We start from the raw sequence: 24,043 nt of genomic DNA, 5'->3' as shown, positions 1-24,043 counted from the left end.
CGCCCACGCGTGCAGAGAATGAATTGACGCTGGTCGGAGGGGTCGAGATACTGTCATGATGCCGGGGTCGGGCAGTCGCGCGCAGCTAAGCGACAAGGATCTCGTCGAATCGGTTCTGCGTGAATTGAGCGAGGCCGCCGATAAGTGGGAAGCGCTCGTTGGGCAGGCCGAGACGATCACCTACAGCGTCGATCTCGGCGATATTCGGGTGGTCGTCGATGCGGACGGCCGGCTGGTCGAACTGACGTTGCATCCGACCGTCGTGTCCGGATACACCCATGGCGAGCTGGCCGAGCGGTTGAACCTCGCGATCGCGGCGCTGCGGGAAGAGGTCGAAACCGAGAACGAGGCACGCTACGGCGGGGCCCTGCAATGACGTGGGATCCGTTGTCGCGCAAGACACTTGAGCTGCTGGCTCGCGGGTACAGCCTGTACGGCGGCGAGCATTTCGACGCCGGGAGCGCTGACGCGCCAGGCCAACTCCGGCAGCGCGCCGACCGACTCGCCGGCGGCAACGGGGACGGGATGGGCGCGGCGGCGCCGGCCCAGCTGCGGATGGCCGCCGGTTTGCGCCGCACCGCCGGCGCCGACAGCGAGCTGGCCGCGGCGCTGGCGGAGGCGGTTACCGAGCACGCGACGGGCCGACAAGGCTCACAGCGGGTTCTCGACGATGCGCGCAGTGACTCGATGCCGGCTGTCGATACCCCGCTGGGACGGCAGGAAGCGTTGCGGCGCATGGCGGCTCGCCTGCACCGGCAGCGGCGCTATCTCCATCGATCGCATCGAAGCGCACACCTGCTCTCGCGGCGGTTCAGGCGACTGGCCCACCTGCACCGGCGGATTGGCCACGGGTCGCCGGTAGGCGCGCTTCCGCTGAGCGCCGTTAGGTACGAAAAGGCGTTCGCAGCAGGCCATGTCAGGCAGCGAATCGCCGCCGCGCTGGATCACCTGGGTATCACCGATCCGGTGGCACGCCGCAACTGGATCCGCGGATACGAGACGCTAATAGCCAGGGAATCGGGCGGGCGACCGTCGGTGGTCGCGCCCGACCCGGCGACGTTATCCGGTGCCCTGCAGTCCGACGGCCGCGGCCTGGGTTTCGCCCGTGGTATCGCTCAGACGATTCCCGCTACCTTTGCCCGCTACCACCAGCCGGGTACGTCGACCAACATCTACGATCCGGTGGCCAATATCTGCGCTTCGATGAATTACGTGATCCATCGTTACGGCGTCAGCCGTACTGGCGAGAATCTCGCCGCGATGGTGCAGCAGGCGGATGCACATCGACCGCCGAAAGGATACTGACCGTGCCTCTCAATCTGTCGAACCGCGACCAGAACTCCGGACATCTGTTCTACAACCGAAGGTTGAAGGCCGCGATCACCCGGTTTTCGGTTCGGATGAAGCACGACGACCGCAAACAGCAAGCGGCGGTGGCGCTCTCGTGCGTTTTCGTGCTCATCGGCATCGGCTGGATGGCACTGCTCCACGTCATGAAGCCCGCCGGTCTGGTGGGGCAGTCGTCAATCATCGGAAACCGCGACACCGGCGCGGTGTACGCGAAGGTCAACGGCCGGCTGTACCCCGCGCTCAACCTGACGTCCGCGCGGCTGGCCGTTGGCAGCGCGGGCGCGGTGACCTGGGTCAAGGCGGCCGAGATCGCCAAGTATCCGACCGGTCCGATGATCGGTATTCCCGGTGTGCCCGACAGTCTCACCGTCACAGCGAATTCCGTTTCCGCGTGGTCGGTGTGCGACACCGCGCCCACCCGGGGCACCGGGGCACCGCCGCTGGTGACATCGATCGCCGGGGAGCTTTCGACGGCGGGGCGGGCGGCTCCGATGGGGCCTTCGCAGGCCGTGTTGGTCACTCACAAAGACGCGATCTATGTGATCTGGGGTGGGCAGCGGTCGCAGATCGACCCCACCGATCGATCGGTCACCTTCAACCTGGGTCTCGATCCCGGGGTGACGTATCCGATCGAGATTTCCAACGCCCTCTTCGACGCGATGCCGGCAACCGAACCGCTTGTGGTCCCGGCTATCCCGGACATCGGCACACCGTCGAAGTGGCTGCCGGGCTCGACCGTCGGCAGTGTGCTGGAGACCCAGGACGCCAACGGAGCCGTCACCGGCTTCTACGCGCTGCTGCCCGACGGCGTGCAGAAAATCACCAGCTTCGTCGCCGACCTGCTGCGCACCGCACTCGCCCAGGGCTCTGCCACCCCGACCTTGGTGTCGCCCGACAAGCTGATCCACATTCCCGTCGTCGAGGTGCTCAACGTCGGCTACTATCCGTCGGCCAAGCTGAATTTCATTGACACAGCTGCGAATCCGGTGACCTGCGTCGCGTGGCAGAAGCAGTCCACCGACCCGCAGGCGACGATCAGCATCGTCAACGGGCGGGGTCTGCCGGTGCCGATCAGCATGGATCCGCGCCTGGTCCGGCTGGTCCGCGATGACCGCAACCCCGAGTCGGTGGAGGCCGACCAAGCATTGGTGCTGCCGGGAGCGGCGAACTTCGTCGCGACGACGAGCGGTGTCGCCACGTCGGACAGCCGCGAAAGCCTGTATTGGCTTTCGCCGCAGGGCGTTCGATACGGGGTGGAGTGGAATCAGCGCACCCTGGAAGCTCTTGGGCTGAACCCGGGCAGCGCCGTGCAAGCACCCTGGCCGATCGTCCGCACCTTCGCGGCCGGACCGGCAATCAGCCGCGAGAGCGCCCTGTTGGCGCACGACACCATCACCGGCGGCGGCGCCGTTGCGCCGATCCCCGAAGCTAACCAACAGCTGGGAGGCTAGGCATGTCCAAACTCGGATTCGTTCGGGGAGCGCGTAAGCCGGCGCCGACGGTTCCACCGGTGCGAGTGGCGGTTGCGCCGCCACTGGCCCTGCCGGAGCGCGAACCACGCAACATCCTGTTGATGATTGCGCTGCCGGCGCTGTTGGTCGGGATCATCGGCACCTTGGTCGTGATGTACACCTCGGGGGTTCGGTCGCTGCAGTCGGGCTTCTTCCCAATGATGGGCCTGGCCGGGTTCGGCGCGTTGATGTTCAGTGGTCGCTTCGGACGAGGACGGCGGATCTCGTGGGGCGAGCAGGAGAAGCAACGGCGCATCTATCTGCGCCAGCTCGACGAGGATCGCGACGAAGTCCAGCGCGCCGCGCAGGACCAGCGCCGCAGCCAGCTGTTCGTGCACGGGGATCCGCAGAAACTCGACACCGTTATCGGTGGGCCACGGATGTGGGAGCGCCGCCCGGGCGACCCGGATTTCCTCGACGTCCGCCTCGGGATCGGGATTCAGCAGACCAGCGACTCGGCGGTGTCGCTGCAGTGGCCGGAAGTCCCGATCGGCGAGGAACTGGAACCGGTCACCGGCGGGGCGCTGCGGGATTTCATTCTCGAGCAAAGCAAAATCCGCGGAATCGGCAAGGTGCTGAGCCTGCTGTCCAAGCCCGGCTTCAGCTTCATCGGCGGCAATCCCGACGACCTGCACAACCTGGCGCGGTCGATCCTGTGCTCGCTGGCGGTCTATCACAGCCCCAATGACCTCAAGCTGATGGTGGTCACCCGTCATCCCGAGCTGTGGTCGTGGCTGGTGTGGCTGCCGCACAACCAGCATGACGAGATGTTCGATGCCTGCGGCCTGCGCCGGTTGGTGTTCGCCACCCCGGTCGAGCTGGAGGAAGCGCTCGACGCGGAACTACACCGCAAGGGCCGGGGGCCATGGACACCGCCGGTCGGCACCAGCCCGACATCGATGCCGTCGCCGATGGAGTCGTCCGGGTTGGCCGGCCCGCACTGGGTGATCGTCGACGACGCCGTCGGGACCCCGGAGCAGTGGGAGGGCGTGACCGGACAGAAGGGGATGGCCGGTATCACGGTGCTGCGGTTGGCAAGCCGACCCGGTGTCGGGGTCGGGTTTGCCGATGACGAACAGCGTTTCGAGTTGCGAGAAGGCCGGCTTTATCACCGCGATGCGTTCTACGCGGTCGCCGACATGCTCGCCGAGAGCACCGCCAACCGATATGCGCGAGCGTTGGCGCGCTGGTCGCCGATGAGCGCGGGGGAGTTGTCCGAAACCGACAGCCAGGCCGGTGAATTGTTGCGGGCGTTGGGGATTAACGATCCCCGCCAGCTCGACGTCGATCGGCTGTGGGCCGAGAGTCGTGGCCGCGGTGACGCGAAGTGGGCGATGGTGCCCGTCGGGGTGAAACCCGGCGGCGAATTGCAGTACGTCATATTCCGCGCGAAAGACTTCGGCGGCTTCGGTTTTCACTCCGTGGTGGTCGGCACATCGGGGTCGGGCAAGTCGGAGTTCTTCCTGTCGTTGTGCAATGGGATCGCGCTGACACACTCGCCGGAAACCTTCATCGTGATCTTCGTCGACATGAAGTTCGAATCGGCCGCCCAGGACCTGGAGGGTCTGCCCCACGTTGCGGGCTCGCTGTCCAACCTCGGCAAGGACGATCGGCATCTCGCCGAAAGAATGCGCAAAGCGATTAACGGCGAAATCGCCAGGCGGTACCGGCTTTTCAAGGAAGCCGGCGCGCGTGACGCCAACGAGTACGAGGAGATGCGGCTGGCCGGCCGAGACCTGGAACCGGTTCCCATTCTGCTGGTCATCATCGACGAGTACCTGGAACTGTTCCACCACCACCAGGAGTGGATACAGCTGGTCATCCATATCGGTCAGGAAGGCCGCGGCTGCAACGTCTTCTTCACCCTGGGCGGCCAGCGATTGGACCTGTCGTCGCTGAGCAAGGCTAAGAGCAACATCGCGTTCCGGGTGGCGTTGCGGGCGGAGACCGCCGAGGATTCCCGCGACGTCATAGGTAGCGATGCAGCGCTGCACCTGCCGTCGAAGGAGAACGGGTACGCGCTGCTCAAGGTCGGCCCGCGTGACTTGGAACCCTTCCGGTGCTTCTACCTGTCGGCGCCGTTCGTGCTGCCCAAGAAGGTCGCCAATGTCGACCGGACGATCGACGTGAGCTTCTCCCGGCCGCGCCCCTTGACCTGGGAGTACCAGCCGCTGAGCGTCGAGGACACCGCGGCCCTGGCCGTTGCCGATCAACCCGAGGAGCCCGACGAGTTCCTGTTCCACAGCGACGGCTTCAAGAAGAAGAAGATCCTCGACGTGATCCGCGACTCGCTAGTTTCACATCCCGCTCGGCTGCCTCATCAAATCTGGCTTCCCCCACTGGAAATCAGTGAGCCGGCCGACGCTTTGGTCGCGCACTGGCGCGGCAAGCCCTGGCATGTCGACTATGGGCAGAACCCGGGTCTGATCTTTCCGGTCGGGATCGTAGACATTCCCGAAGACCACCTGCAACAGGTGCATGCCATCGACGCCGAGATGGATAACGTCATGGTGGTGGCCACCGCCCAGCGCGGCAAGTCCACCACGCTGATGACGTTGATGACCTCGGCAGCGTTGATGTACGGCCCGGAGCGGGTGACCTTCTTCTGCATCGGGGCAGCGCTCTACCCGGTGGAAGAGGTGCCGCACGTCGCCGGGGTGGTGAGCCTTAACGACAGCGAGGGCGTCTCGCGGACCATCGCGACGCTGGAGGGACTGATCCGTTCCCGGGAGGCGGCGTTCAAGCACTACCAAATAGACATCTCCGAGTTCCGCGAACGGCGCTTCGGGTCGGCCGGCGGCGGGGGAACGGATCCGGAAGACAAGTTCGGCGACGTCTTTCTCGTCATCGATAACTACGGCGACCTCTATGAGAAGGACCCGGGCATGGGGGATCGCGCGATCGCGATCGCTCGGCAGGGCCTGTCCTACGGTGTGCACGTCATGTCGAGTTCCAACGGCTGGTTCGTCGGCCAGAAGCAAGGGCTGCTCACGGTGTCGAACGCCCGGATCCAGCTTCGGCTCAGCAATCCCGACGAATCGCAGATGGGCACGGGGATGGAACAGCGCAGAGCCGCGCGAAACACGCTGGACCGTCCCGGGTTTGGGCTCACCAGGGACGGACACGAGGTGTTGATCGGGGTACCCGAGATCACCGGGACCAAGGGTGAACGGGTCGGGACACGCGGGGTTGGTGCGCTGATCGCCCAAGTCACCGGGACCGACAAGGTAGAACGCCTGTCACGGCTGCCGGAACGGGTGCCGTTGAGCCAGGTCATCGCCGGTTTCGCCGACACGGCCCAGGCGGCCGACCCGCTGAACATCCCGTTCGCCATCGGCGAGAGCGCGCTGCAGCCGGTGGCCCTACCGGCCCGCGCGTTGCCCAACATGCTTGTGATGGGCCGCCAATTGTGTGGCAAGACGACCACCATGGCAGCGATCGGCCAGGCGATCATGAACAGGTTCAGCCCGGAGCAGGCACAGATCACCATCATCGACCCCAAGACGACGCTCATCGGGAAGATCCAGGGGCCACATGTGCGTGCCTACGCCTACACCGCCGACGACATCGACGCCGTGTTCGGCGAGTTGGCGGCCGCGCTGCAGGACCGGCTCCCACCGTCGGGTCTGACTCAGGAAGAACTGCTCAACCTGAAAACGTGGGAAGGCGCCCGCCACTTCGTCCTGATCGACGATGAACACGAACTTCGACCCCACAATCAGACGTTGAAGCAGGCGGCCACCGCCCCGCTGTGGGGCCTGATCGAACGCAGCCGCGAGATTGGCCTACACGTGATTGTTTCGCGCCTGCCGGGTAACTGGGCTTCCCAGGCGGTGATGAACCCGTTGCTGCAGAAATTGACCGGGTCCCGTTCGCCGTCGTTGTTCATGGACAACGACCCAGCCGCTGTCAAGGTGCACGGCAGGATTAGTGCTCAGCAATTGCCACCTGGACGTGGCCTCCTGGTCACGACTGACGGGCAGATTGAAGGAGTGCTGGTGGGAACGCCGGAGGGGGCGAGATAGCTGGTCACGGTGCTTTGCGGCAACTTGTGCACACGGGCCGCGCGAAGACGTTTTAAACTCGGAGCACATCGCGGAGTTGATCCGTGGAGACAACCTTGGGAGACACGATGACGATGTTCCTACACAACCCCGCCGCAGCGAGTCTGTCGGCGGTCACGGAGATGGCCATCAGCGGCGAGATGGAGGCGAGTACCGCGGCCGGATCGGCGGCCCTCACCGCGACGACGCCGATGGTGCCAACGTCAGACGACGCAGCCTTTACTGCGGCCCTGAACTCTGCGGGCGCCGGCTATGTCGCCGCGTCGCAGGCCCATGTTGCGCAGCGGACCGGCTACGCGGGCGCGCAAAACCTCGCCTCGCTCAGCAATGTCATCCAAGAACTGATGAGCGCCACGAACGTCAACAACCTCATCTGATAAGGCAACATGCCCGACCCACTATGGTTCGGCCCACCCGAGAGTGTCGCGGCGCTTCTTGAGGCCAGCAACCCGGCGACAATCATCGCCAACATCGCGGCATGGCTGGCCGAATCGATTCAGCACGAACTGTCCATGGGTATGTCGGTGGCCAACATCGGCGCGACCCTTGAGCAGTGGATCGGCGTGGGCGGCGCCGCGTATGGGGCGAAGGGAAGCGAGCTCAACTTTCTCGGGCTGGAGCCGCTGGCCGTCCACTGCCTGAAGCACATGGCGATCGGCCAGGCCGCCGTGGAGGCCAACACGGTCGCCAGGTCCGCGGTGATACCCGCGGCCGTCTGCCAGGGCAACCGTGATGAAACGGCCGCGCTGTACGCCAGCAATATCTGCGGGTGCAATACCCCGGCGATCGCCGCGAACGAAGAAATGTACTGGGGCAACTTCACCCCACAGAACACGACTGCCGGCGTGACGTATGCGGGCGTACTGAACACGCTGATGGGCTCGATCGTGTCAACGCCACCGCCGGTAACCCCAGCGGGTTTTTCACCGGCCGCCCCGGTAGAGGCCGCCGCACAGTCGGCGGCAGACACCGGTATGCAGGCATCTTCTGGACTCGGCGATGCGGCGGGCCAGGCGGCAGCACCGGCCTCCAGCGCGACCGATGGGCTGCAGTCGTTTATGGGGTCGGCGCAAGGTCTGCTGTCGGGTGCCACCCAACCGTTGCAGAGCCTTGCCAGCGGCCCGACACAGGCGTTGTCCAGCGGCACCCAGAGCATCTCCGGCTTGATGCAACCCTTGATGAGCGGCTTCTCGTCGATGGGATCAGCGCCGAACGCCGCCGCCGCGGAGACCGCCGCGGCGGAGCTGGCCGGACCGTTAGGGGGAGCCGGCGGTGGAGCGGCCGGCAGCCTCGGCAGCGGCGCAGGCGCCGTCGCGACCGGATATCCGGGCGCAGGGTTGACCAGCTTTACCCGCCCCGCCAGCACCTTCGAACCAGATGGCGGGCGGCCGACGGGGCTTAGGCCGAGCGGTGTGCTCAACGCGGCCGATCTCCGGGGCCCGACCACGGCCGCGACGGGTGGCGGCGCGATGCCCATGTCGCCGGCGACGGCCGGGATGCTGGGTCGAGAACACGGCGGCTCGGACAAAGAAAAGGTGACGCACGCGCGCATCGTCGTCGATCGTGACAGGCAGGAGGTCTAGTTGACCGCCGGGGGCGCTTCGCTGCGGCCGCAGCCAAATCCGCAGGTCAGTGGCCGATACGCGGCGGTTATCCGAGCCGACAAAAGGCGAAGTGACAGCTACCGCAAAGCCACTACACTTTGATCCAATGCTCCCGATCCGCGGGGCCAGTCCACATCAATAAGGGAGATACAAATGGCAACGCCGAAAACACTTGTATCGGTGGAACCGGTAGATGCAATGATCCAGAAGGCCCAGAATCTGCTGGCCGAAGCGCAATCGCTGGGCCAGCAATACGTGGCGCATTCTCACGACATTATCGGTACCGGATGGGGCGGCGATGCCGCCATGACATCGTCCATGGTGTCGGAGCAGGTTAATGCCGACCTTGTCCGCATGGTCACGTCAACCAACGAACTGCTCGACCAACTGAACAAGTTCAAGGCGAATGCCATGGCTCAGGAAGAGAGTGCGCGCCACGCGCTGCAATCGGTGCATCCGGGTGGCGGTGTCGGCCCGTCGCCGGCGTGACCAACACGGTTTTAGCGCTTCTGAATCCCACAAACACTTTCAACACGCATAGTTTTCAACAGACATAAGGAGCAAAGATGTCAGAGATGTTGTATGACCACGGGGCCGGCGACGCTTTGGGGCAATTCTTCAAGGCGCAGGCGCAGGCGCTCCACGAGCACGCAGATGAAATGATGCAATCCGGCAACGCGCTGGTGGCCGAATATCTTCTTGGCGCCGCCGGTGAGGCTTTCCACAACACCCTTCAGATCCACACCAACACGGCGAAACACATCGCCGACACCATCACACAGCACAGCGGCGCCGTGCTCACCTCGTTTCACGACATGCACAGCACCGATGTTGCTGGCGCCCAATCCATGGGCTTATAGGGTCTCTCAGCTAGTCGGCGGCGGGGCGCACGCGCGATCGTGCGCCCCCTGCTTTGGCTTGGAGGACAACCGTGCTAACCACCACCATTGACGGGCTGTGGGTCCTGCAGATCCTCACCGGTATCGAGGTGCTGGCCCCGGAGCTCGGCTTACGGCCTATTTTGCCCAGCGTCGAAACAAAGCACATGGCTCTTACGCATCCCATCGCGGCCGAGCTGCGAGATGTCGGCGTGATCGACGAGACCGGGGCGGTTGACGACGTCGTGCGGGAATGGCTAACCGTGCTTGCCCGCCGCGACGTCGCCCTCTTGATCCACTTGTCGACGCCGAGCGACGTCGACATACCCACCAGAGCATTGCTCGCGCGGTTCGCCCAATGGTGGGTCGTTCTCGAACGGTCGGAGGACATCGTCCGGATCAGCGGAGCCGGTACCTCCAACACCGAGTCTGCCGCGAGTGGCATCGTCAACGCTCAGATCGAGCGGCTATGCGGCAAGCAAGACCCGGCGCCGCTGCAGCCGGTGACGGTGGACATCGACCAGGTAATGGCGGGGGTGAACGGCCGCGACGTGTTGCGGGAGAACCTGCTTCGCGAGCGACTCGACGGCGATCAGCTCCAGATTCTGATGATGGCCGCCGATATGCATCGTTCGGCGCGCGCCTTTATCGTTGCGATCCAATCCGGGGTGGACTCCGGTCAGCCCACCCGCAAGCACTTCGAGCAGAGCGTGGTCACCATCGCTGACACTCCGGAAGGGCGTCTGATCGGCGAGCACTACGTGTCGGACGGGAAGCGATGGATGATCATCGCGCCCGGCACCAGCAGCAGCATCGCGACCGCGGTGAACAAGATGATGCGCCGCCTTCCCGCCAATGAAGAATGGCATTCTTACCGAAAGGTTGTGTAAGCAGGGGGTATGGCGCGCATGTTAGCATCGGCATCGTGACAAATCCGTGGAATGCGGCACCGAATTCACCCGAGCAAGGTCGGCAAACGCCGCGACAACCGGCGGGTTCGCGTGCTCAGCACCCGGACTCTGTTTCGGAAACATTGCGCATCTCCGATATGGTCGCGCCGCGCAAAATTCCGCCCGGATCGGGCTGGCGCAAGTTCATGTATGGTGCGTCATTTCAGACCATCAATCTCGGTGAATCTCCGGCCGAACGGCATTACCGCGAATTGCAGGGGCGGATACGCCGGCACATCCGCAAGCAGTATGTCGTCGGGGTGGTTTCCGGTAAGGGCGGCGTTGGCAAGACCACGATGACGGCGTGCATCGGCGCGGTCTTCCGGGAGTGCCGGCCGGAGAACGTGGTCGCCATCGACGCCGCGCCCGGCTTCGGAACACTCGCCGGGCGGATCGACGAGTCGCCACCGGGCGATTATGCCGCCGTCTTGAACGACACCGACGTCCAGGGCTACGCCGACATCCGGGAACACCTGGGGCAGAACAGCTTAGGGCTCGATGTGCTGGCGGGTAATCGGGCGTCCGACCAACCCCGCCCGCTGGTGCCGTCGATGTTCGCCGGTGTGCTGTCGCGGCTGCGCCGCACCCACAACGTGATCGTGGTGGACACCTCCGACGACCTTGAACACCCGGTGATGAAGGCCGTGTTCGACGCGTGCGACACGCTGGTGTTCGTGTCGGGGCTTACCGCCGACACCTCGCTGCCGGTCACCCGGTCAATCGATTTGCTGCGGTCGATGGGTTATCACGAATTAGTGTCTCGCAGCATGGTCGTTCTGAATGACAGTCGCAATAAATACGACGCCGACGCGCGAGCCTATCTTACCGAGCGTTTCAGCCAATCGGGAGCGACGGTCGAATTCATGCCTTTCGACCCGCATTTGGCCAAAGGCGGGATCATCGATACACAACACGAATTGCAGAAGAAAACACGGCTACGGCTATTTGAGATCACTGCGGCGTTGGCGGACAAATATGTCCCCGACGCTGACAGGCCACGGTAATGGCCAAGGTTGCATTTCCGGCGCGATGCGCAGTTGCGGTGGTATGTGGCGAACACCTTCTCTCGCAGGTATACCCGGCGTCGGTACCGGTTGAGGTCTTCGTCGACAACATTGTCGAGTTGCTCAACGACGAACTCAAACGCCGGGGTTTGATCGGGCTGGAATCCGGAATCGGCTACGAACTGCACAAAGCCAACGGAGTGCGGCTGGATGTGACCAAAACCCTCGACGAACTAGGCGTCGAGGACGGAGCCACGCTGGTGCTGGTGCCGGCGGTGGAGGGTGACTCCTTCGAGCCGCAATACGAGTCGTTATCCACCGGCCTTGCCCGGATCGGTAAGAAACTATTCGAACCCGTCACGTCCGAGACCGCGGCGCACACCTCGCTGGCCATTTTGGCGATGATCTCGGCGTCGGTGCTGGGATTAGCTCTGCGGAACCGCACCGCCAGCGACTCGCTAATCCCCAGCATTGTGACGGGCGTTCTCGGCCTGCTTGCGATAGGAAGCGCGGGCCTGGTGGCGCGGTGGTGGCCGCAACGCGCCGACCTGCTGGGCGGGTTCGCCTGGATTGCCATGCCGCTGCTTGCGGTGAGCCTGGGCGCGGGCGCTCCGGGCAACCTCGGCGCAGCCCATTTGTTCATCGCGGCGCTCGCGGCCGGGATGCTCACCTGCGGGATAGCGGTGATGACCGGTCGGCACATCAACGTCGCGGCGACGATCGTGACGCTGTGCGCTCTGGGCGGGGTGGTCGCCATTGCCCGCATGTGGCGGCCGGTTCCGGCCCAGTGGCTGGGCATGTGCACCCTGGTCGTTCTGCTGTTCTTGCTGACGCTGGCGCCCACGATCGCGCTCTGGTCCGCCCGGATCCGGCCGCCGTACTTCGGGTCGGTCACCGGCCGCGACCTTTTCCGGCGCAGCGCCGGACTACCGGTCGACGCGGTGTCGCCGGTGGACGAGGCCGCCGAGGAGGAACTGAGCCCGGACACCACGCCGCGCGGGACGCAGGTCGCGGCCAGCGCGGTACGCGCGAACAACGTACTGACCGGGATCTGCGTGGCCGCCGCGCTGACGCTGCCCGCCGCGGTCTGGGCCACGCTGATGCCCGGTCATCACCGAAGCGGCGCGGCCTTGGTGCTCTCCGGTTTGTTCGTGCTGATCTTCCTCAGCCGCGGACGGGCGTTCGCCGACAAGCGGCAGGCCATTGCGCTGGTGCTGGGGGCCGCCGCCGCGGTCTGCGTGGGCGTCATCAAATACGTTCTGCACGAGCCGGCGGCATCGTCCGGTTCGGTGCTGTGGGCAGCGCTGGTATTGGCCGGATTCGGCGGCGGCGGTCTGGTGGCGGCGCTGTTGGTCCCGATCACCAGGTTCACCCCGTTGGTGCGGATGATCGCCGAATGGCTGGAGATCGTGGCGATCATCGCGGCACTGCCGCTGGCCGCGTGGATCGGCGGGTTGTTCACCTGGGTGCGCATGCGATGAAGTGTGCCTCGGTGCCGCGGCGGATCTCCGCCCTGATGCTTGCCGGCATGCTGGTCGGCTTATCGACCGGTCTTCCTGCGGCCCAAGCAATTCCACGGCCAACCGTCGACCCCGGCCGGGTCCCTGCAGACGGCAAGCCGGGCCCCGATCAGCCGATGCGGCAAAGCAACATCTGCGCCAGAACCATCACGGTCGCCGATCCGAACGTGGCGGTTCCCGCGCCGGGCTTCCTGATGCTCAACATCGGGAAGGCCTGGCAGTACTCGACCGGCAACGGAGTGGCTGTCGCCGTCATCGACACCGGGGTCAACCCCAGCCACCGGCTACCGGTGGTTCCCGGTGGCGACTACATCATGGGCGGCGACGGACTGATGGACTGCGATGCGCACGGCACCATCGTGGCGTCGCTGATCGCCGCCGCACCCCAGGGTGCTCCGATGCCTCCCCCGATGCCGCCCGTCCCGGCCTTCCCGCCGCCGGCGGCACCGCCCGCCACCGACGCGGCACCACCGCCGCCGGGCGGACCACCGCCGCCGGTAGCGCCGCCCCCGCCGCCGTCGCCGGTGACGGTCACCGAGACCAAACCGGCTCCGCCGCCGCCACCGCCGCCGCCGCCGCCCGACGAACCGTCGAATGGGCCCGGGGATGCGGTCGCCGGCCAGCCGGACGACCCCGAGGTGCCGCCACCTCTGCCCGGAGCGCCCGACGGGGTCGGCGGAGTGGCGCCGCACGCGACGATCATTTCCATCCGTCAGTCCTCGCGCGCCTACGAGCCGGAGCATCCGGGTGGCGGCGACATGGACGCCCGGAAGAAAGCCGGCACCGTCGCCACGTTGGCCAGCGCGATCGTGCATGCGGCCAACATGGGTGTCAAGGTGATCAACATCAGCGTCACCGCGTGCGTATCGGCGGCGGACCCGTTGGACCAGACCGCTATCGGTGCGGCGGTCTGGTACGCCGCGACGGTGAAGGACGCGGTGGTCGTCGCCGCAGCCGGTAACGAGGGCGAAGACGAGTGTGCCCAGAATCCCGGCTTCGACCCGTTGGACACCACTGACCCGCGTGACTGGCATCAAGTCAGGACGGTGTCGTCGCCGTCGTGGTTCTCGGATTACGTGCTGTCGGTGGGCGCCGTCGACAACACCGGCGCTCCGATCAGCAAGAGCCTGTCCGGCCCGTGGGTGGCCGCTGCGGCGCCCGGCGTCGGAATCATGGGCTTGTCGCCGCAGACCGGGGGACCGGTGAACGCCTATCCGCCGATCCGGCCGGGTGAAAAGAACATGCCGTTCTGGGGGACGAGCTTTTCGGCGGCCTACGTGAGCGGTGTGGCCGCGCTGGTGCGCGCCAAGTATCCGGGGTTATCCGCCCATCAGGTCATCAACCGGATTCTGCAGACCGCGCATAACCCGCCGCGTGGGGTGGACAACCAGGTCGGCTACGGCGTGGTGGATCCGGTCGCCGCGTTGACGTTCAATGTGCCGCCCGGGGATCGCCTGGCGCCCGGCGCCCAGAGCCGGCTGATCGTGCCAGCCGCGCCGCCGCCGCCACCGGATCACCGTGCCCGCAACGTGGCAATTGTGTTCGCCGGTCTGGTCATTGCTGCGGTGGTGATCGCGTCGCTTGTTGCCCGGGCTAGGCGAGAGCGATGACGGCCACGACACGGCTGGCGGTCATCGTCGGCGTCCTTGCCACCGGCCTGGTCGGCTGGGCGTTGGCCGGATATCCCGGCGCCGCAGTGGGTTTGCTGCTCGCGGTGGCGGCCGGTGTGATCCCCTGGCGCGGTCAGCCGGCCTGGTCGTGGCTGAACTTGTTGCGCCAGCGTGGTCGGGCGATCACCTTGACCGAACCCATCACGGTGGCCAACGACCGCGCGGGCGGTGGTGTCCGATTCCAGGACGGCGTGGCGGTGGTGGCCGTGCAACTGCTCGGCAAGGCACATCGGCCGACCCTGTTCACCGGTTCGACGGCGACCTACACCGAAAACACCGTCGACGTCGCCGATCTGTTGCCGCTGCTGCGCCAGAGCCTGGGTCTGGCGATCCAATCGCTCAGCGTGGTCAGCGTCGGCGCCCGGCGGCGTAGCAGCGGCGACTACCCACGGGTCTACGACACGTTGATCGGCACCCCACCGTATGCCGGCCAGCGGGAGACATGGCTGATCGTGCGGATCGCGTCGCTCGCCAATGCCGAAGCGCTGCAATGGCGTACCTCGGCCGGAACCGCGACGCTTGCCGCGGCCCAGCGGATCAGTGCGGCCTTGCGTCAGCGGGGCCTTCGCGCCAAGGTCGCCACCGCCATCGACATCGTGGAGTTGGAGCGCCGGCTCGGTTCGTCCGCGCTGGGCGCGCGTCACCAGCGGTGGCACACGGTGCGAGGCGAGGGCGGTTGGCTGACGACGTATTGGTATCGGCCCAGCGACATCACCGCGGAGAACTTAGAACACGCGTGGGCGCTGCGGGCCGACGGGATCATCCAGAACATCACGGTGTTCGGCGACGGCAGCATGATGGCAACGGTGACCGTGCGCTCGGCACAGCCGCCGACAGCGCCGCCGAGCGTGATGCTGAAGACGCTGTCGGGCGAGCAGGCCCGCGCGATCGCGGCCAACCTCTGCGGGCCCATGCCGGCACTGCACGGTCTGCGTCGCGGCATGCTGGCGCAACCCCTGATCATCCCGATCGGGCCCTCCGGTGTGCTGCTGGGCAAGGTCGACGCCGGCAACCGGCTGACGCTGCCGCTCGACGACCCGGGCGAGTTCAGTCGGGTACACATCGCCGCGCAGGACGCCCTGGCCAAACGAATCGTGGTGCGGCTGGCCGGTGCCGGCGAGCGGATCACCGTGCACACCCGCGACCTGCAGCGGTGGGCCAGCGTGCGAATGCCCGACATTGCGGTCAGTGATGAGGCCAGGCCGATGACGGGGACCACGGTCAGCGTGGTCGACGGCACGGTCACTCCCGCGCCGCGGCCGAACACCCTGATCTCGATCGGGGAGCCGGGAACGCCGTACCGGGGATCGGCCGACGTGCTCATCACGCAGATCGGCCCGGCGACCGTCGACGTGACGGCGGCTGGACAACTCCATACGGTTGAGGTCGAGTTGTTCCGGGCCGAGAATCGTTACATATCGTCAGAGCCGACGACCCCGAGGACAACCGAGCTCGAATCGGTGGACTAAATGACGCGCCGGCGACGATGCGGAGCCGGAGCGATGTGGGGGCACCTCCCGCTTGCGGGGGAGAGGAGCGGCGCGCATGACTAGCGCCAGTACGACGGCCGCCGCACGCAAGCGGTTCGATCAGGCGATGGCGTTGTTCGACAACGACCAGGCGGGCGCCCAGGCGCGGTTCCGCGAGGCCACCGAAATCGACCCGTCGATGGCCGACGCGTGGCTGGGCCGGATCGCCGCCGGCGACGAGGAGTTGTCGACTCTGCAGCAGCTGTACGCGTATGGGGCGCGGCTGCACCGGGAGACCAACCGGCTCGGTGTCCGGCTGTCGGCGTCGATCAAAGCAGGGCCGTATCTGGCGATCTCGGTGACCGAGTCATCGCACGCCGGGTTGGCGTTGGCCAGCGCGTTGGTTGATGACGGGCAGTACGAGAAAGCCGAATCGGTGCTGAAAGATTCGACGCTGCTGGATACCTGGGAGAACCATCAGTGGCAGCAGTATGTCCGGGCCTACCTGATGTTCGCCACGCAGCGCTGGCCGGACGTCATCTCGGTGGCGGCCACCATATTGCCGCCGCAGGCGATCATCATGTCGGCGGTCACCGCGGCCACCAACGCGCTGGCCGCGCATGCGGCGGCTCATCTCGGGCAGGGACGTGTCGCGCTGGATTGGGCAGACCGGGTCGACTTGCGGGCCGGACACGTCGGCGCGGGCGAGGCACGACGACACCAGCTGACCGATACCGCGGTGACCGCGATCGATCCGAATGAGTTCCCTTTGATCGCAGCGGATCTCGCCTATGTGCGAGGGATGGCTCACCGTCAGCTCGATCAGGAGGACAAGGCCCAGGTTTGGTTATCCAGAGCGACGATCAACGGGGCGCTGATCGAGCCGGCGAAAGACGCTTTGGCCGACGCGAACCTGCAGCTGGTGGTGACCGACGAGGAAACCATCAACACCCGCAGCAACAAATGGGACGTCTCCACCGAGCGGTCCGAGCAGGATCGCCGCGAAGAGCAGAACGAAGAGCGGCGCGAAGAGCTACTGGCCGAAGGCCGCGCGTTGCTCAACAACCAGGTCGGGTTGAGCGAAGTCAAACGCGCGGTGGCCGAAATCGAGGACCAGATCGAGGTCCGGGCCCTGCGACTGGCCGCCGGGCTGCCGGTGACCAATCAGACCAACCACATGCTCCTCGTCGGTCCACCCGGAACCGGAAAGACAACCACCGCAGAGGCGTTGGGCAAGATCTACGCCGGGCTGGGCATCGTGCGGCATCCCGAGATCATCGAGGTCAAACGGGCCGACTTCTGCGGCGAGCACATTGGCGCGTCCGGCCCGCGGACCAACGAGCTGATCGCCCGCTCGCTGGGCCGCATCCTGTTCATGGACGAGTTTTACTCGTTGGTGGAGCGTCATCACGACGGCCGACCGGACATGATCGGCATGGAGGCGGTCAACCAGCTGCTCGTCGCGCTCGAGGTGCATCGGTTCGACTTCTGTTTCATCGGTGCGGGTTACGAGAAGGAAGTCGACGAATTCCTCACCGTCAACCCGGGTTTGGCGGGCCGGTTCAATCGCAAGTTGCGCTTCGAGTCGTACGCTCCCGACGAGTTGGTGGAGATCGCGGTCCGTTACGGGGCACCGCGCGCGACTGTGATCGAGCCCGCGGCGCGCGAGGCACTGAACATTGCCTGCAAGACGCTGCGCGCCTACCTCGCGCCCAACGGCAGCCACGGAATCGACGTGATGCAGAACGGGCGTTTCGCCCGCAACGTCGTCGAGCGTGCCGAGCGGCTGCGCGATTCTCGGGTAGCCGCACAGCACCGGACCGACAAGGGCTCGGTGACCGTCGAAGACCTGGAGACGCTGCGTACCCAGGACATCGTCGCGGCCGTCGTCGACGCATGCGCGGAAAAGCATGTGCCGGTCCAGCTTTAAGCGCCTTGACCCTTAGGGCGTGACGGGGTCGAAACGGAACACCGCGAGCCGGCCGGCCAGCGCCTCGAATTCATCGGAGGTGCCGTCAGTGACCATTCCGGAGCGCTTGGCGAACGCCACACCAACCGGGACCTGCACCGGGAACGCCCGAAGTATCGGGCGCGCTTGTGCGGCAGTCAGTTCGATGATTTTCACGGGCCGCGAGCGGCGGCCCCGGCTCAGCGTGCCGGTGCCCGCGGCCCGGGCGTTGGCCGCCCAGTCCGCGCCGGGATAGCCGGCGACCACATAGAGGCCGCCGTCGAGTTCGAACGGCGTCATCGGCGTGCTGCGCGGCTGACCCGACTTGCGTCCGGGCACGGTCAACACCATGGCGGGCCCGGTCGGTATGCCGAGCTTCTGCACGGCCATCATGAACTTGTTCATCGGCTTGAGGTAACGCGGGGGGCGGCGGGGATCGGACATGTTTTGTCTCCTTTATTATTTCGTGAACAGGTTGCGGTGGTCGGCAACCCATTGGGCGAAGGTGGTTGCCGGGCGACGGGTGATCTTCTCGACTTCGCGGGTGACGAGTGCGGGCTTGTCGAGCGCGTCGGCGAGCATCGCTGTGTAGGCGTCGGCGAATTCGGCGCCGAGACCCAGACCGATGAAACGCTGCCGCACGACATCCGGCGGCACCTCGAAATAGCGCAGCGGGCGACCCAGGACCCGGCCGATGATCTCCACCAGTTCGGAATTGGTGAGCGCTTGCGGCCCGGTCAGCGGGATCTGTTGTCCGACAAGCTCATCGGTTAGCAAAGCCTGCGCGGCCACCGCTGCGATGTCGGTTTCGACGATCGGCGCGGCCGAGGCCGCGGCGTAGGGGCCACCGACTACGTCGCCGGCGAGAATCTGCGCCGCCCACATGCCGACGAAGTTCGACGCGAACACCGCGGGCCGCAGGCTCACCCAGTCCAGGCCGGAGTCGATGGCGACCTGTTCGACCTCCTTGTTGCGGTCGCCGCGAAACCGCGACGGCTGCCGGGAGAAGTCGTCGTCGGCGTTGATGGCCGACAGCGCAACCAGCTTGGTGACCCCGCTGCGCTTTGCCAACGCCACGATGTCGCGGAGTTCGCTGAGGTCGGGGCCCAGCGCGCGGGAGTTGAGGAACACCGCCGACGCTCCGGCTAGCGCGTCGATAGCCGAGCTCGCAGAACTCGTAGCCTCGACGCCGTCGGGAAATCCGGCGGTCTGCGGTGTGCGGGTGACCCCACGAACCCGTGCACCCGCGGCGGCGAGTTCCGAAACAAGCGGGCGCCCGACATTGCCGGTCGCTCCGGTCACGACGATCGTCATAGTGGTCTCCTTCGACAGGATGGTCTTTTTCAAAGAGTGCTTTTCATCTACGACGGGCCAGAAGATGGGAGAGTTACATCTGGAACATGTAACTTTTTCGCGCCCCAGATCGTCGTGAATGAATGAGCCAACCGCAGTCAGCGAAAGACCAGCTCACCGAGGCCTGGCGTCTGCATCGCCCGTACTTGGTCAACCTGGCGTATCAGATGTTGGGGGACGTCGGTGATGCCGAAGACGTTGCGCAGGAGGCGTTTCTGCGGCTCTCGCGCGCCGATGTCGATGAGATCGAAGATGTCCGTGCCTGGCTGACGGTGGTAACGGGTCGGCTCTGCCTCGACCAGGTGCGTTCGGCGCGCGCCCGCTACGAGCGGCCGGGCGACATCGACCCAGAGGTGGCCGCGCTCAACCAATCTCGTCGGCTGGACCCCGCTGATCGGGTCACCCTGGACGACGAGGTCCGCACGGCGTTGCTGGAGGTGCTGCGCAGGCTCAGTCCCGCCGAGCGGGTGTCGTTTGTGCTGCACGACGTGTTCGCGGTTCCGTTCGACGCCATCGCCGAGACGGTGGGCCGCCCGGTGGGCACCTGTCGTCAGCTGGCGCGGCGTGCGCGGGCGAAATTCGCCATGGCTCAACCAGCCCAGCCGAAGCCGGGCGATGTGCCCGCGGCGGAACACCAGTTGGTCACGGAGAAATTCATCACCGCGTGCGCCAACGGTGACCTGCAGGCGTTGGCGGCGGTGCTGGATCCGACGGTGTGGGGTGTCGGGACGTTGCTGGCCGATCCACCGCTGCCACCGCAGATCAACCACGGCCCGCACGATGTCGCCGTCAACCTGCTGCGCTACCTGGGGCCGGGCGTGACGGTGGTCAGCGGTCCCGCCGGGCAGGCCGTCTTGCTGGCTTTCGCCGAACGACGGCTGTTCGCCGTGATCGTGCTGACCATCCGCGAACACCTGGTCACCAAGATCGAAGCCACCGCGGACCCGTCGGCGCGGATGGACGTAGCGGAGGTTCAACCCTAGCGGCTCTCCCGGGTCTCGTCCGGCCGCGACGCGAAGAATCCCGCGACGGCGGCGGCGATCTGCAGGAATTTGCCCCGCGTCGTGCGTGCCATCTCTTCTTTCACGTCGATGACGCCGCCGGGGCGGAGATGCGGATCGAACGGCACCTCCACCACCGTTTGTCCGCGGTCGAGAAACTGATGCGCCAAGACCGAACGGGTGCGCTTGTCGGAGTGCCCGTCAGAATCGTTGAGCACCACCACGGTGCGCTGCAGCAGACCGGTACGGCCATGTGCGGCCAGCCATTCCATCGTCTGCGCGGCCGCCGACGCCCCGTCGGCCCACGGCGACGAGACCACGATCAACGCGTCCAGGTCGCTCAGCGCCTCCTGGGTGACCGGCGCGTCCATGGTCGAGCCGCAGTCGATGATCGCGATGGTGAAGTGACGGTCCAACCGCGACGTGGCTTCGCGATACAGCGCGGGATCGAGCACCCGCCGCGGACCGGCCGTGGGCTCGCCGGCCAGCACGTACAGGCCCGCCGAATTGCTGCCGACCCGCGAGGTCACGTCGGCGAACGACTGAAGGTTTCGATCGGCGGCCAGCTCCCAATACGAGCCGCTGGTCCGGGGGTCGATTCTGCTGCCCAGCCGGCCGAAGGCGGTGTCGGCGTCGACCGCCACCACCCGGTCCTGGCGGCGCAGCTCGGCGAAGATCGACCCGACGCTGGCGGCGATGGTGGTTTTCCCGACCCCGCCCTTGCCGAGCACGCCCACCTTGTAGTTACCGTGCAGCGCCGACCCGATGGTGGTCTTGTAGGCCGTTTCTTGTTTCTCCAGCGCCGATGGTCCGGGGTTGATTAGGCCGAAGGTGGCTTTGAAAATGATGCGCCGCCAGCCGTACTTAGGGGTGGGGCGCGGCGGTTCCGGCGGCGATACGTCGAGCTCTCTCAACCGAGCCCGGTAAGACCCGGCGGGCGGTCCCACCGTAGCGCGCCATGGTGGTGGCGCCGGTCGAGGGCCGTCGTCTGGGGGCTGTGGCGGTCGTGCTGGCTGGCCGGGCGGCGCGGGCCGCAACCGATCCCGCAGGAAGTCGTCACGCTCGGTCATGAGCTCAGGCGTTCGGACGTCCAGTACTCACGCAAGCCCGCGACCCGATCGCCATCGAATTCCAGGATCGCCACCTCGCGCATCCGCTTGCGGTAGCCCTTGACCAGGTCGTCGAACCGCGCCTCCCGCTCGGCGATCGCGGTGGTGCCGTCGAGATAGAGGCTGAGCAACTCGGCGGAGATGTTGGCCTGTTCCTCGACGACTTTGGTCTGCCAATACTTCCGAATGCCGGCGTGGCCGAGGATCGGCTCGCCTAGTACCCGCTCGCGATACGTCGCCGACGGAGTAAAGACGGTGAGAATCAGATCGGGATCCTGCGTGGTCCATGCGCGGAGGTAGGTGTCGATGAGCCTGCGCACGTCCTCTTTGCCCAAGCTCATGGGTGCTCCGTTAGCTGCGCGAGCGGAATTGGTCCATCGAAGCGGCTACGCCCGACAATCGCATCGTAGATGCGTTGCGGCTCACCTAGCACCACGGCGTCCAAGTCGACACCTGCTGCCGACTGCGGTTCGACGCGGACCCATCGCCACCGTTCGGCGACGACTTCGCTGTCGCTGAGGAACCCGGTGTAGTAGCCGTCGAGCATCGTCTCGCCGGCCGGTCCGGGAGCCGGCGGCCCGCTAGCGGCGCCGTTTGCCCAGGTCGCCGCCGATGCGGCAAAAAAATCTGGGCAACTTCCTCCACAACGCATTCGCTACCGACCCCGGCGGTCCCGAAGACCCGCAACTGTGACCCCAATCGGCACAACAGACGCGTCCTGCCTCGCCTTTTGGTGAGGTGCATCACCGGCCTCCGACGCCTGCGAGTGAGCCAGCCGGTGATGTGAGCGTCATTTGACCGCGATCACAGCAAATTTCCGCTAAGGATCCGACGAATATCAGCCCGCCGCTGCCTGCCTCGTAAACACACCCCGGGCAAGCCTAAATACCCATAGACCCATGCTGACCCGGCAAAGCGGTGCAGCCGTCCCGCCGAGCCAAGCGGCACCCGCAACCGACGGGTTAGTATTGGTCAAGTTGGCATGTCAGGCGGGTTTTGTCATATCGTTTTACGACTTGTCGAAAACCGGGGACAGGGCCACCGTCCAGCGCTGCACGGATAGATCCCCAACCGGATCACCGCCGCCAGGCGACCAGCATATCGACAAGACCGATGGGGCCCAGCCCGCAAGCCTCCCGGGCGCGGCGCCAACGGATGAGATTCGTGAATTCGGCGGCAAGAAAGTTCTGGTGAAGGGTCAGGTGGGAATGGCGCCCAACCGCGTCGGGCTCTACAACCCCGCATTCGAGCACGACTCATGCGGGGTGGCCATGGTCGTCGACATGCACGGCCGCCGCAGCCGCGACATCGTAGACAAGGCGATCACCGCGCTGCTCAATCTCGAGCATCGCGGCGCGCAAGGTGCCGAGCCGCACAGCGGTGACGGCGCCGGCATCTTGATCCAGGTTCCTGACGAGTTCTTGCGGTCGGTGGTCGACTTCGACCTGCCCGAAATGGGCAGCTACGCCACCGGCATCGCATTTCTGCCGCAATCGTCGAAAGAGGCGGCGGCGGCGTGCGCTTCGGTCGAGAAGATCGTCGAAGCCGAGGGTCTGCAGACGCTCGGCTGGCGCAACGTGCCGACCGACGAGTCGTCGCTGGGCGCGCTGTCCCGCGACGCGATGCCCACCTTCCGGCAGCTGTTCATCGCGGGCGCCGACGGCATGGAATTGGAGCGGCGCGCTTACGTCATCCGCAAGCGGGCCGAGCACGAACTCGGTACCAAAGGCCCCGGGCAGGACGGCCCGGGTCGCGAAACCGTCTACTTCCCAAGCCTTTCCGGTCAGACTTTCGTCTACAAGGGCATGCTGACCACCCCGCAGCTCAAGGCGTTCTACCTCGATCTGCAGGACCAGCGGCTGACCAGCGCGCTGGGCATCGTGCACTCCCGCTTCTCGACGAACACCTTCCCGTCGTGGCCGTTGGCGCACCCGTTCCGCCGCATCGCCCACAACGGCGAGATCAACACCGTCACCGGTAACGAGAACTGGATGCGGGCCCGCGAGGCGTTGATCAACACCGACGTCTTCGGCTCCCACGACGACGTCGACAAGCTGTTCCCGATCTGCACCCCGGGCGCGTCGGACACCGCGCGTTTCGACGAGGCGCTCGAACTGCTGCACCTGGGCGGGCGCAGCCTCGCGCACGCGGTGCTGATGATGATCCCCGAGGCGTGGGAGCGCCATCCGTCGATGGACCCGGCGCGACGCGCGTTCTACCAGTACCACGCATCGTTGATGGAGCCGTGGGACGGCCCGGCGTCGATGACGTTCACCGACGGCACCATCATCGGCGCGGTGCTCGACCGGAACGGCCTACGCCCGTCGCGCATTTGGGTAACCGCCGACGGCCTGGTGGTGATGGCGTCCGAGGCCGGCGTGCTGGACCTCGACCCGTCGACGGTGGTGCGCAAGATGAGGCTGCAGCCCGGCCGGATGTTCCTGGTCGACACCGCGCAAGGCCGCATCGTCTCCGACGAGGAGATCAAGGCCGAACTGGCCGCCGAGCAGCCCTACCAGCAGTGGCTGGACAACGGACTGATTCCGCTGGCCGAACTGCCGCAGGGCGACTATGTGCGGATGCCGCACCATCGGGTTGTGTTGCGCCAGCTG

Annotated in this window: 20 protein-coding genes and 1 pseudogene; 16 read left to right on the top strand and 5 right to left on the bottom strand. The window is 66.0% G+C overall.

All coding sequences use genetic code 11. From position 1 onward, the window contains the following. Nucleotides 1-55: 55 nt before the first annotated feature. From VKI00_RS06195 to eccA, 14 genes are all read left to right on the top strand, one after another. The gene (locus VKI00_RS06195) at nt 56-376 is read left to right on the top strand and encodes a DUF2710 family protein (protein ID WP_324436127.1); all 321 of its coding nucleotides are present in this window, start codon (nt 56-58) and stop codon (nt 374-376) included. Then, entirely contained in the window at nt 373-1,305 is a 933-nt protein-coding gene (locus VKI00_RS06190; protein ID WP_324436126.1) for a transglycosylase SLT domain-containing protein, read from the top strand. The genes VKI00_RS06195 and VKI00_RS06190 overlap by 4 nt, the downstream gene beginning before the upstream one ends. Nucleotides 1,306-1,307: 2 nt before the next feature. Next, a complete protein-coding gene (gene eccB, locus VKI00_RS06185) occupies nt 1,308-2,801 on the top strand; it encodes a type VII secretion protein EccB (RefSeq protein WP_324436125.1) in 1,494 nt (497 codons plus the stop codon). A gap of 2 nt (nt 2,802-2,803) precedes the next feature. Then, nucleotides 2,804-6,886: a type VII secretion protein EccCa gene (gene eccCa, locus VKI00_RS06180; RefSeq protein ID WP_324436124.1), complete on the top strand. Its 4,083-nt coding sequence runs from the start codon at nt 2,804-2,806 to the stop codon at nt 6,884-6,886. A gap of 83 nt (nt 6,887-6,969) precedes the next feature. Then, on the top strand, nt 6,970-7,302 hold the full coding sequence (locus VKI00_RS06175; protein WP_324436123.1) for a PE family protein: 333 nt from the start codon (nt 6,970-6,972) through the stop codon (nt 7,300-7,302). 9 nt (nt 7,303-7,311) lie between these two features. Continuing rightward, a complete protein-coding gene (locus tag VKI00_RS06170; RefSeq protein WP_324436122.1) occupies nt 7,312-8,508 on the top strand; it encodes a PPE domain-containing protein in 1,197 nt (398 codons plus the stop codon). A gap of 174 nt (nt 8,509-8,682) precedes the next feature. After that, nucleotides 8,683-9,018, top strand: a complete 336-nt coding sequence (locus VKI00_RS06165) for a hypothetical protein (protein WP_324436121.1) — start codon at nt 8,683-8,685, stop codon at nt 9,016-9,018. A 77-nt stretch (nt 9,019-9,095) separates the two neighbouring features. After that, nucleotides 9,096-9,389 (top strand): hypothetical protein, encoded by a 294-nt coding sequence (locus tag VKI00_RS06160; RefSeq protein ID WP_324436120.1) that lies wholly within the window; start codon nt 9,096-9,098, stop codon nt 9,387-9,389. 71 nt (nt 9,390-9,460) lie between these two features. Further along, nucleotides 9,461-10,297, top strand: coding sequence for an ESX secretion-associated protein EspG (locus VKI00_RS06155; RefSeq protein WP_324436119.1), 837 nt, complete (start codon nt 9,461-9,463; stop codon nt 10,295-10,297). Nucleotides 10,298-10,332: 35 nt separating this feature from the next. Further along, nucleotides 10,333-11,361 (top strand): MinD/ParA family protein, encoded by a 1,029-nt coding sequence (locus VKI00_RS06150; RefSeq protein ID WP_324436118.1) that lies wholly within the window; start codon nt 10,333-10,335, stop codon nt 11,359-11,361. Continuing rightward, nucleotides 11,361-12,842 (top strand): type VII secretion integral membrane protein EccD, encoded by a 1,482-nt coding sequence (gene eccD, locus VKI00_RS06145; protein ID WP_324436117.1) that lies wholly within the window; start codon nt 11,361-11,363, stop codon nt 12,840-12,842. The genes VKI00_RS06150 and eccD overlap by 1 nt, the downstream gene beginning before the upstream one ends. Beyond that, nucleotides 12,839-14,491, top strand: coding sequence for a type VII secretion-associated serine protease mycosin (mycP, locus tag VKI00_RS06140; protein WP_324436116.1), 1,653 nt, complete (start codon nt 12,839-12,841; stop codon nt 14,489-14,491). The genes eccD and mycP overlap by 4 nt, the downstream gene beginning before the upstream one ends. Next, a complete protein-coding gene (eccE, locus tag VKI00_RS06135; RefSeq protein ID WP_324436115.1) occupies nt 14,488-16,020 on the top strand; it encodes a type VII secretion protein EccE in 1,533 nt (510 codons plus the stop codon). The genes mycP and eccE overlap by 4 nt, the downstream gene beginning before the upstream one ends. A gap of 76 nt (nt 16,021-16,096) precedes the next feature. Further along, on the top strand, nt 16,097-17,950 hold the full coding sequence (gene eccA / locus VKI00_RS06130) for a type VII secretion AAA-ATPase EccA (RefSeq protein ID WP_324436114.1): 1,854 nt from the start codon (nt 16,097-16,099) through the stop codon (nt 17,948-17,950). 12 nt (nt 17,951-17,962) lie between these two features. Here the strand turns inward: eccA and VKI00_RS06125 are convergent, their stop codons facing one another. Both VKI00_RS06125 and VKI00_RS06120 read right to left on the bottom strand, forming a co-directional pair. Then, nucleotides 17,963-18,412 carry a nitroreductase family deazaflavin-dependent oxidoreductase gene (locus tag VKI00_RS06125; RefSeq protein WP_324436113.1) on the bottom strand — a complete coding sequence of 150 codons (450 nt, stop codon included), beginning with the start codon at nt 18,410-18,412 and terminating at the stop codon, nt 17,963-17,965. Nucleotides 18,413-18,427: 15 nt separating this feature from the next. Then, nucleotides 18,428-19,282, bottom strand: coding sequence for an NAD(P)H-binding protein (locus tag VKI00_RS06120; protein ID WP_324436112.1), 855 nt, complete (start codon nt 19,280-19,282; stop codon nt 18,428-18,430). Between the two features lie 122 nt (nt 19,283-19,404). Here VKI00_RS06120 and sigI point away from each other — a divergent pair, with 122 nt between their 5' ends. After that, nucleotides 19,405-20,304 carry an RNA polymerase sigma factor SigI gene (gene sigI / locus VKI00_RS06115; protein WP_324436111.1) on the top strand — a complete coding sequence of 300 codons (900 nt, stop codon included), beginning with the start codon at nt 19,405-19,407 and terminating at the stop codon, nt 20,302-20,304. Here the strand turns inward: sigI and VKI00_RS06110 are convergent. Genes VKI00_RS06110 through VKI00_RS06100 form a run of 3 tightly spaced genes read right to left on the bottom strand, consistent with a single transcriptional unit; the run spans nt 20,301 to nt 21,978 of the window. After that, nucleotides 20,301-21,392 carry a MinD/ParA family protein gene (locus VKI00_RS06110; RefSeq protein ID WP_324436110.1) on the bottom strand — a complete coding sequence of 364 codons (1,092 nt, stop codon included), beginning with the start codon at nt 21,390-21,392 and terminating at the stop codon, nt 20,301-20,303. The two genes, sigI and VKI00_RS06110, sit on opposite strands and share 4 nt — an antisense overlap. Next, nucleotides 21,389-21,772, bottom strand: a complete 384-nt coding sequence (locus VKI00_RS06105; RefSeq protein WP_324436109.1) for a nuclear transport factor 2 family protein — start codon at nt 21,770-21,772, stop codon at nt 21,389-21,391. The genes VKI00_RS06110 and VKI00_RS06105 overlap by 4 nt, the downstream gene beginning before the upstream one ends. After that, nucleotides 21,769-21,978, bottom strand: a complete 210-nt coding sequence (locus VKI00_RS06100) for a hypothetical protein (protein ID WP_324436108.1) — start codon at nt 21,976-21,978, stop codon at nt 21,769-21,771. Before VKI00_RS06100 ends, VKI00_RS06105 begins: the two co-directional genes overlap by 4 nt. 661 nt (nt 21,979-22,639) lie before the next feature. On the opposite strand from VKI00_RS06100, the pseudogene VKI00_RS06095 reads away from it, so the two are divergent. Next, nucleotides 22,640-24,043, top strand: a pseudogene (locus VKI00_RS06095) (glutamate synthase subunit alpha); the annotation flags it as partial.

This window comes from Mycobacterium sp., from assembly GCF_035314665.1.
GTDB lineage: Bacteria > Actinomycetota > Actinomycetes > Mycobacteriales > Mycobacteriaceae > Mycobacterium.
Note: the sequence above shows the minus strand (reverse complement) of the source record. Positions and strands in the feature narration are given on the sequence as shown.

Coding starts and splice junctions, on each gene's coding strand:
- VKI00_RS06195 (WP_324436127.1), top strand. CDS start 56: ATGATGCCGGGGTCGGGCAGTCGCGCGCAGCTAAGCGACAAGGATCTC.
- VKI00_RS06190 (WP_324436126.1), top strand. CDS start 373: ATGACGTGGGATCCGTTGTCGCGCAAGACACTTGAGCTGCTGGCTCGC.
- eccCa (WP_324436124.1), top strand. CDS start 2,804: ATGTCCAAACTCGGATTCGTTCGGGGAGCGCGTAAGCCGGCGCCGACG.
- VKI00_RS06170 (WP_324436122.1), top strand. CDS start 7,312: ATGCCCGACCCACTATGGTTCGGCCCACCCGAGAGTGTCGCGGCGCTT.
- VKI00_RS06165 (WP_324436121.1), top strand. CDS start 8,683: ATGGCAACGCCGAAAACACTTGTATCGGTGGAACCGGTAGATGCAATG.
- VKI00_RS06160 (WP_324436120.1), top strand. CDS start 9,096: ATGTCAGAGATGTTGTATGACCACGGGGCCGGCGACGCTTTGGGGCAA.
- eccD (WP_324436117.1), top strand. CDS start 11,361: ATGGCCAAGGTTGCATTTCCGGCGCGATGCGCAGTTGCGGTGGTATGT.
- mycP (WP_324436116.1), top strand. CDS start 12,839: ATGAAGTGTGCCTCGGTGCCGCGGCGGATCTCCGCCCTGATGCTTGCC.
- eccE (WP_324436115.1), top strand. CDS start 14,488: ATGACGGCCACGACACGGCTGGCGGTCATCGTCGGCGTCCTTGCCACC.
- eccA (WP_324436114.1), top strand. CDS start 16,097: ATGACTAGCGCCAGTACGACGGCCGCCGCACGCAAGCGGTTCGATCAG.
- VKI00_RS06125 (WP_324436113.1), bottom strand. CDS start 18,412: ATGTCCGATCCCCGCCGCCCCCCGCGTTACCTCAAGCCGATGAACAAG.
- VKI00_RS06120 (WP_324436112.1), bottom strand. CDS start 19,282: ATGACGATCGTCGTGACCGGAGCGACCGGCAATGTCGGGCGCCCGCTT.
- sigI (WP_324436111.1), top strand. CDS start 19,405: ATGAGCCAACCGCAGTCAGCGAAAGACCAGCTCACCGAGGCCTGGCGT.
- VKI00_RS06110 (WP_324436110.1), bottom strand. CDS start 21,392: ATGACCGAGCGTGACGACTTCCTGCGGGATCGGTTGCGGCCCGCGCCG.
- VKI00_RS06105 (WP_324436109.1), bottom strand. CDS start 21,772: ATGAGCTTGGGCAAAGAGGACGTGCGCAGGCTCATCGACACCTACCTC.
- VKI00_RS06100 (WP_324436108.1), bottom strand. CDS start 21,978: ATGCTCGACGGCTACTACACCGGGTTCCTCAGCGACAGCGAAGTCGTC.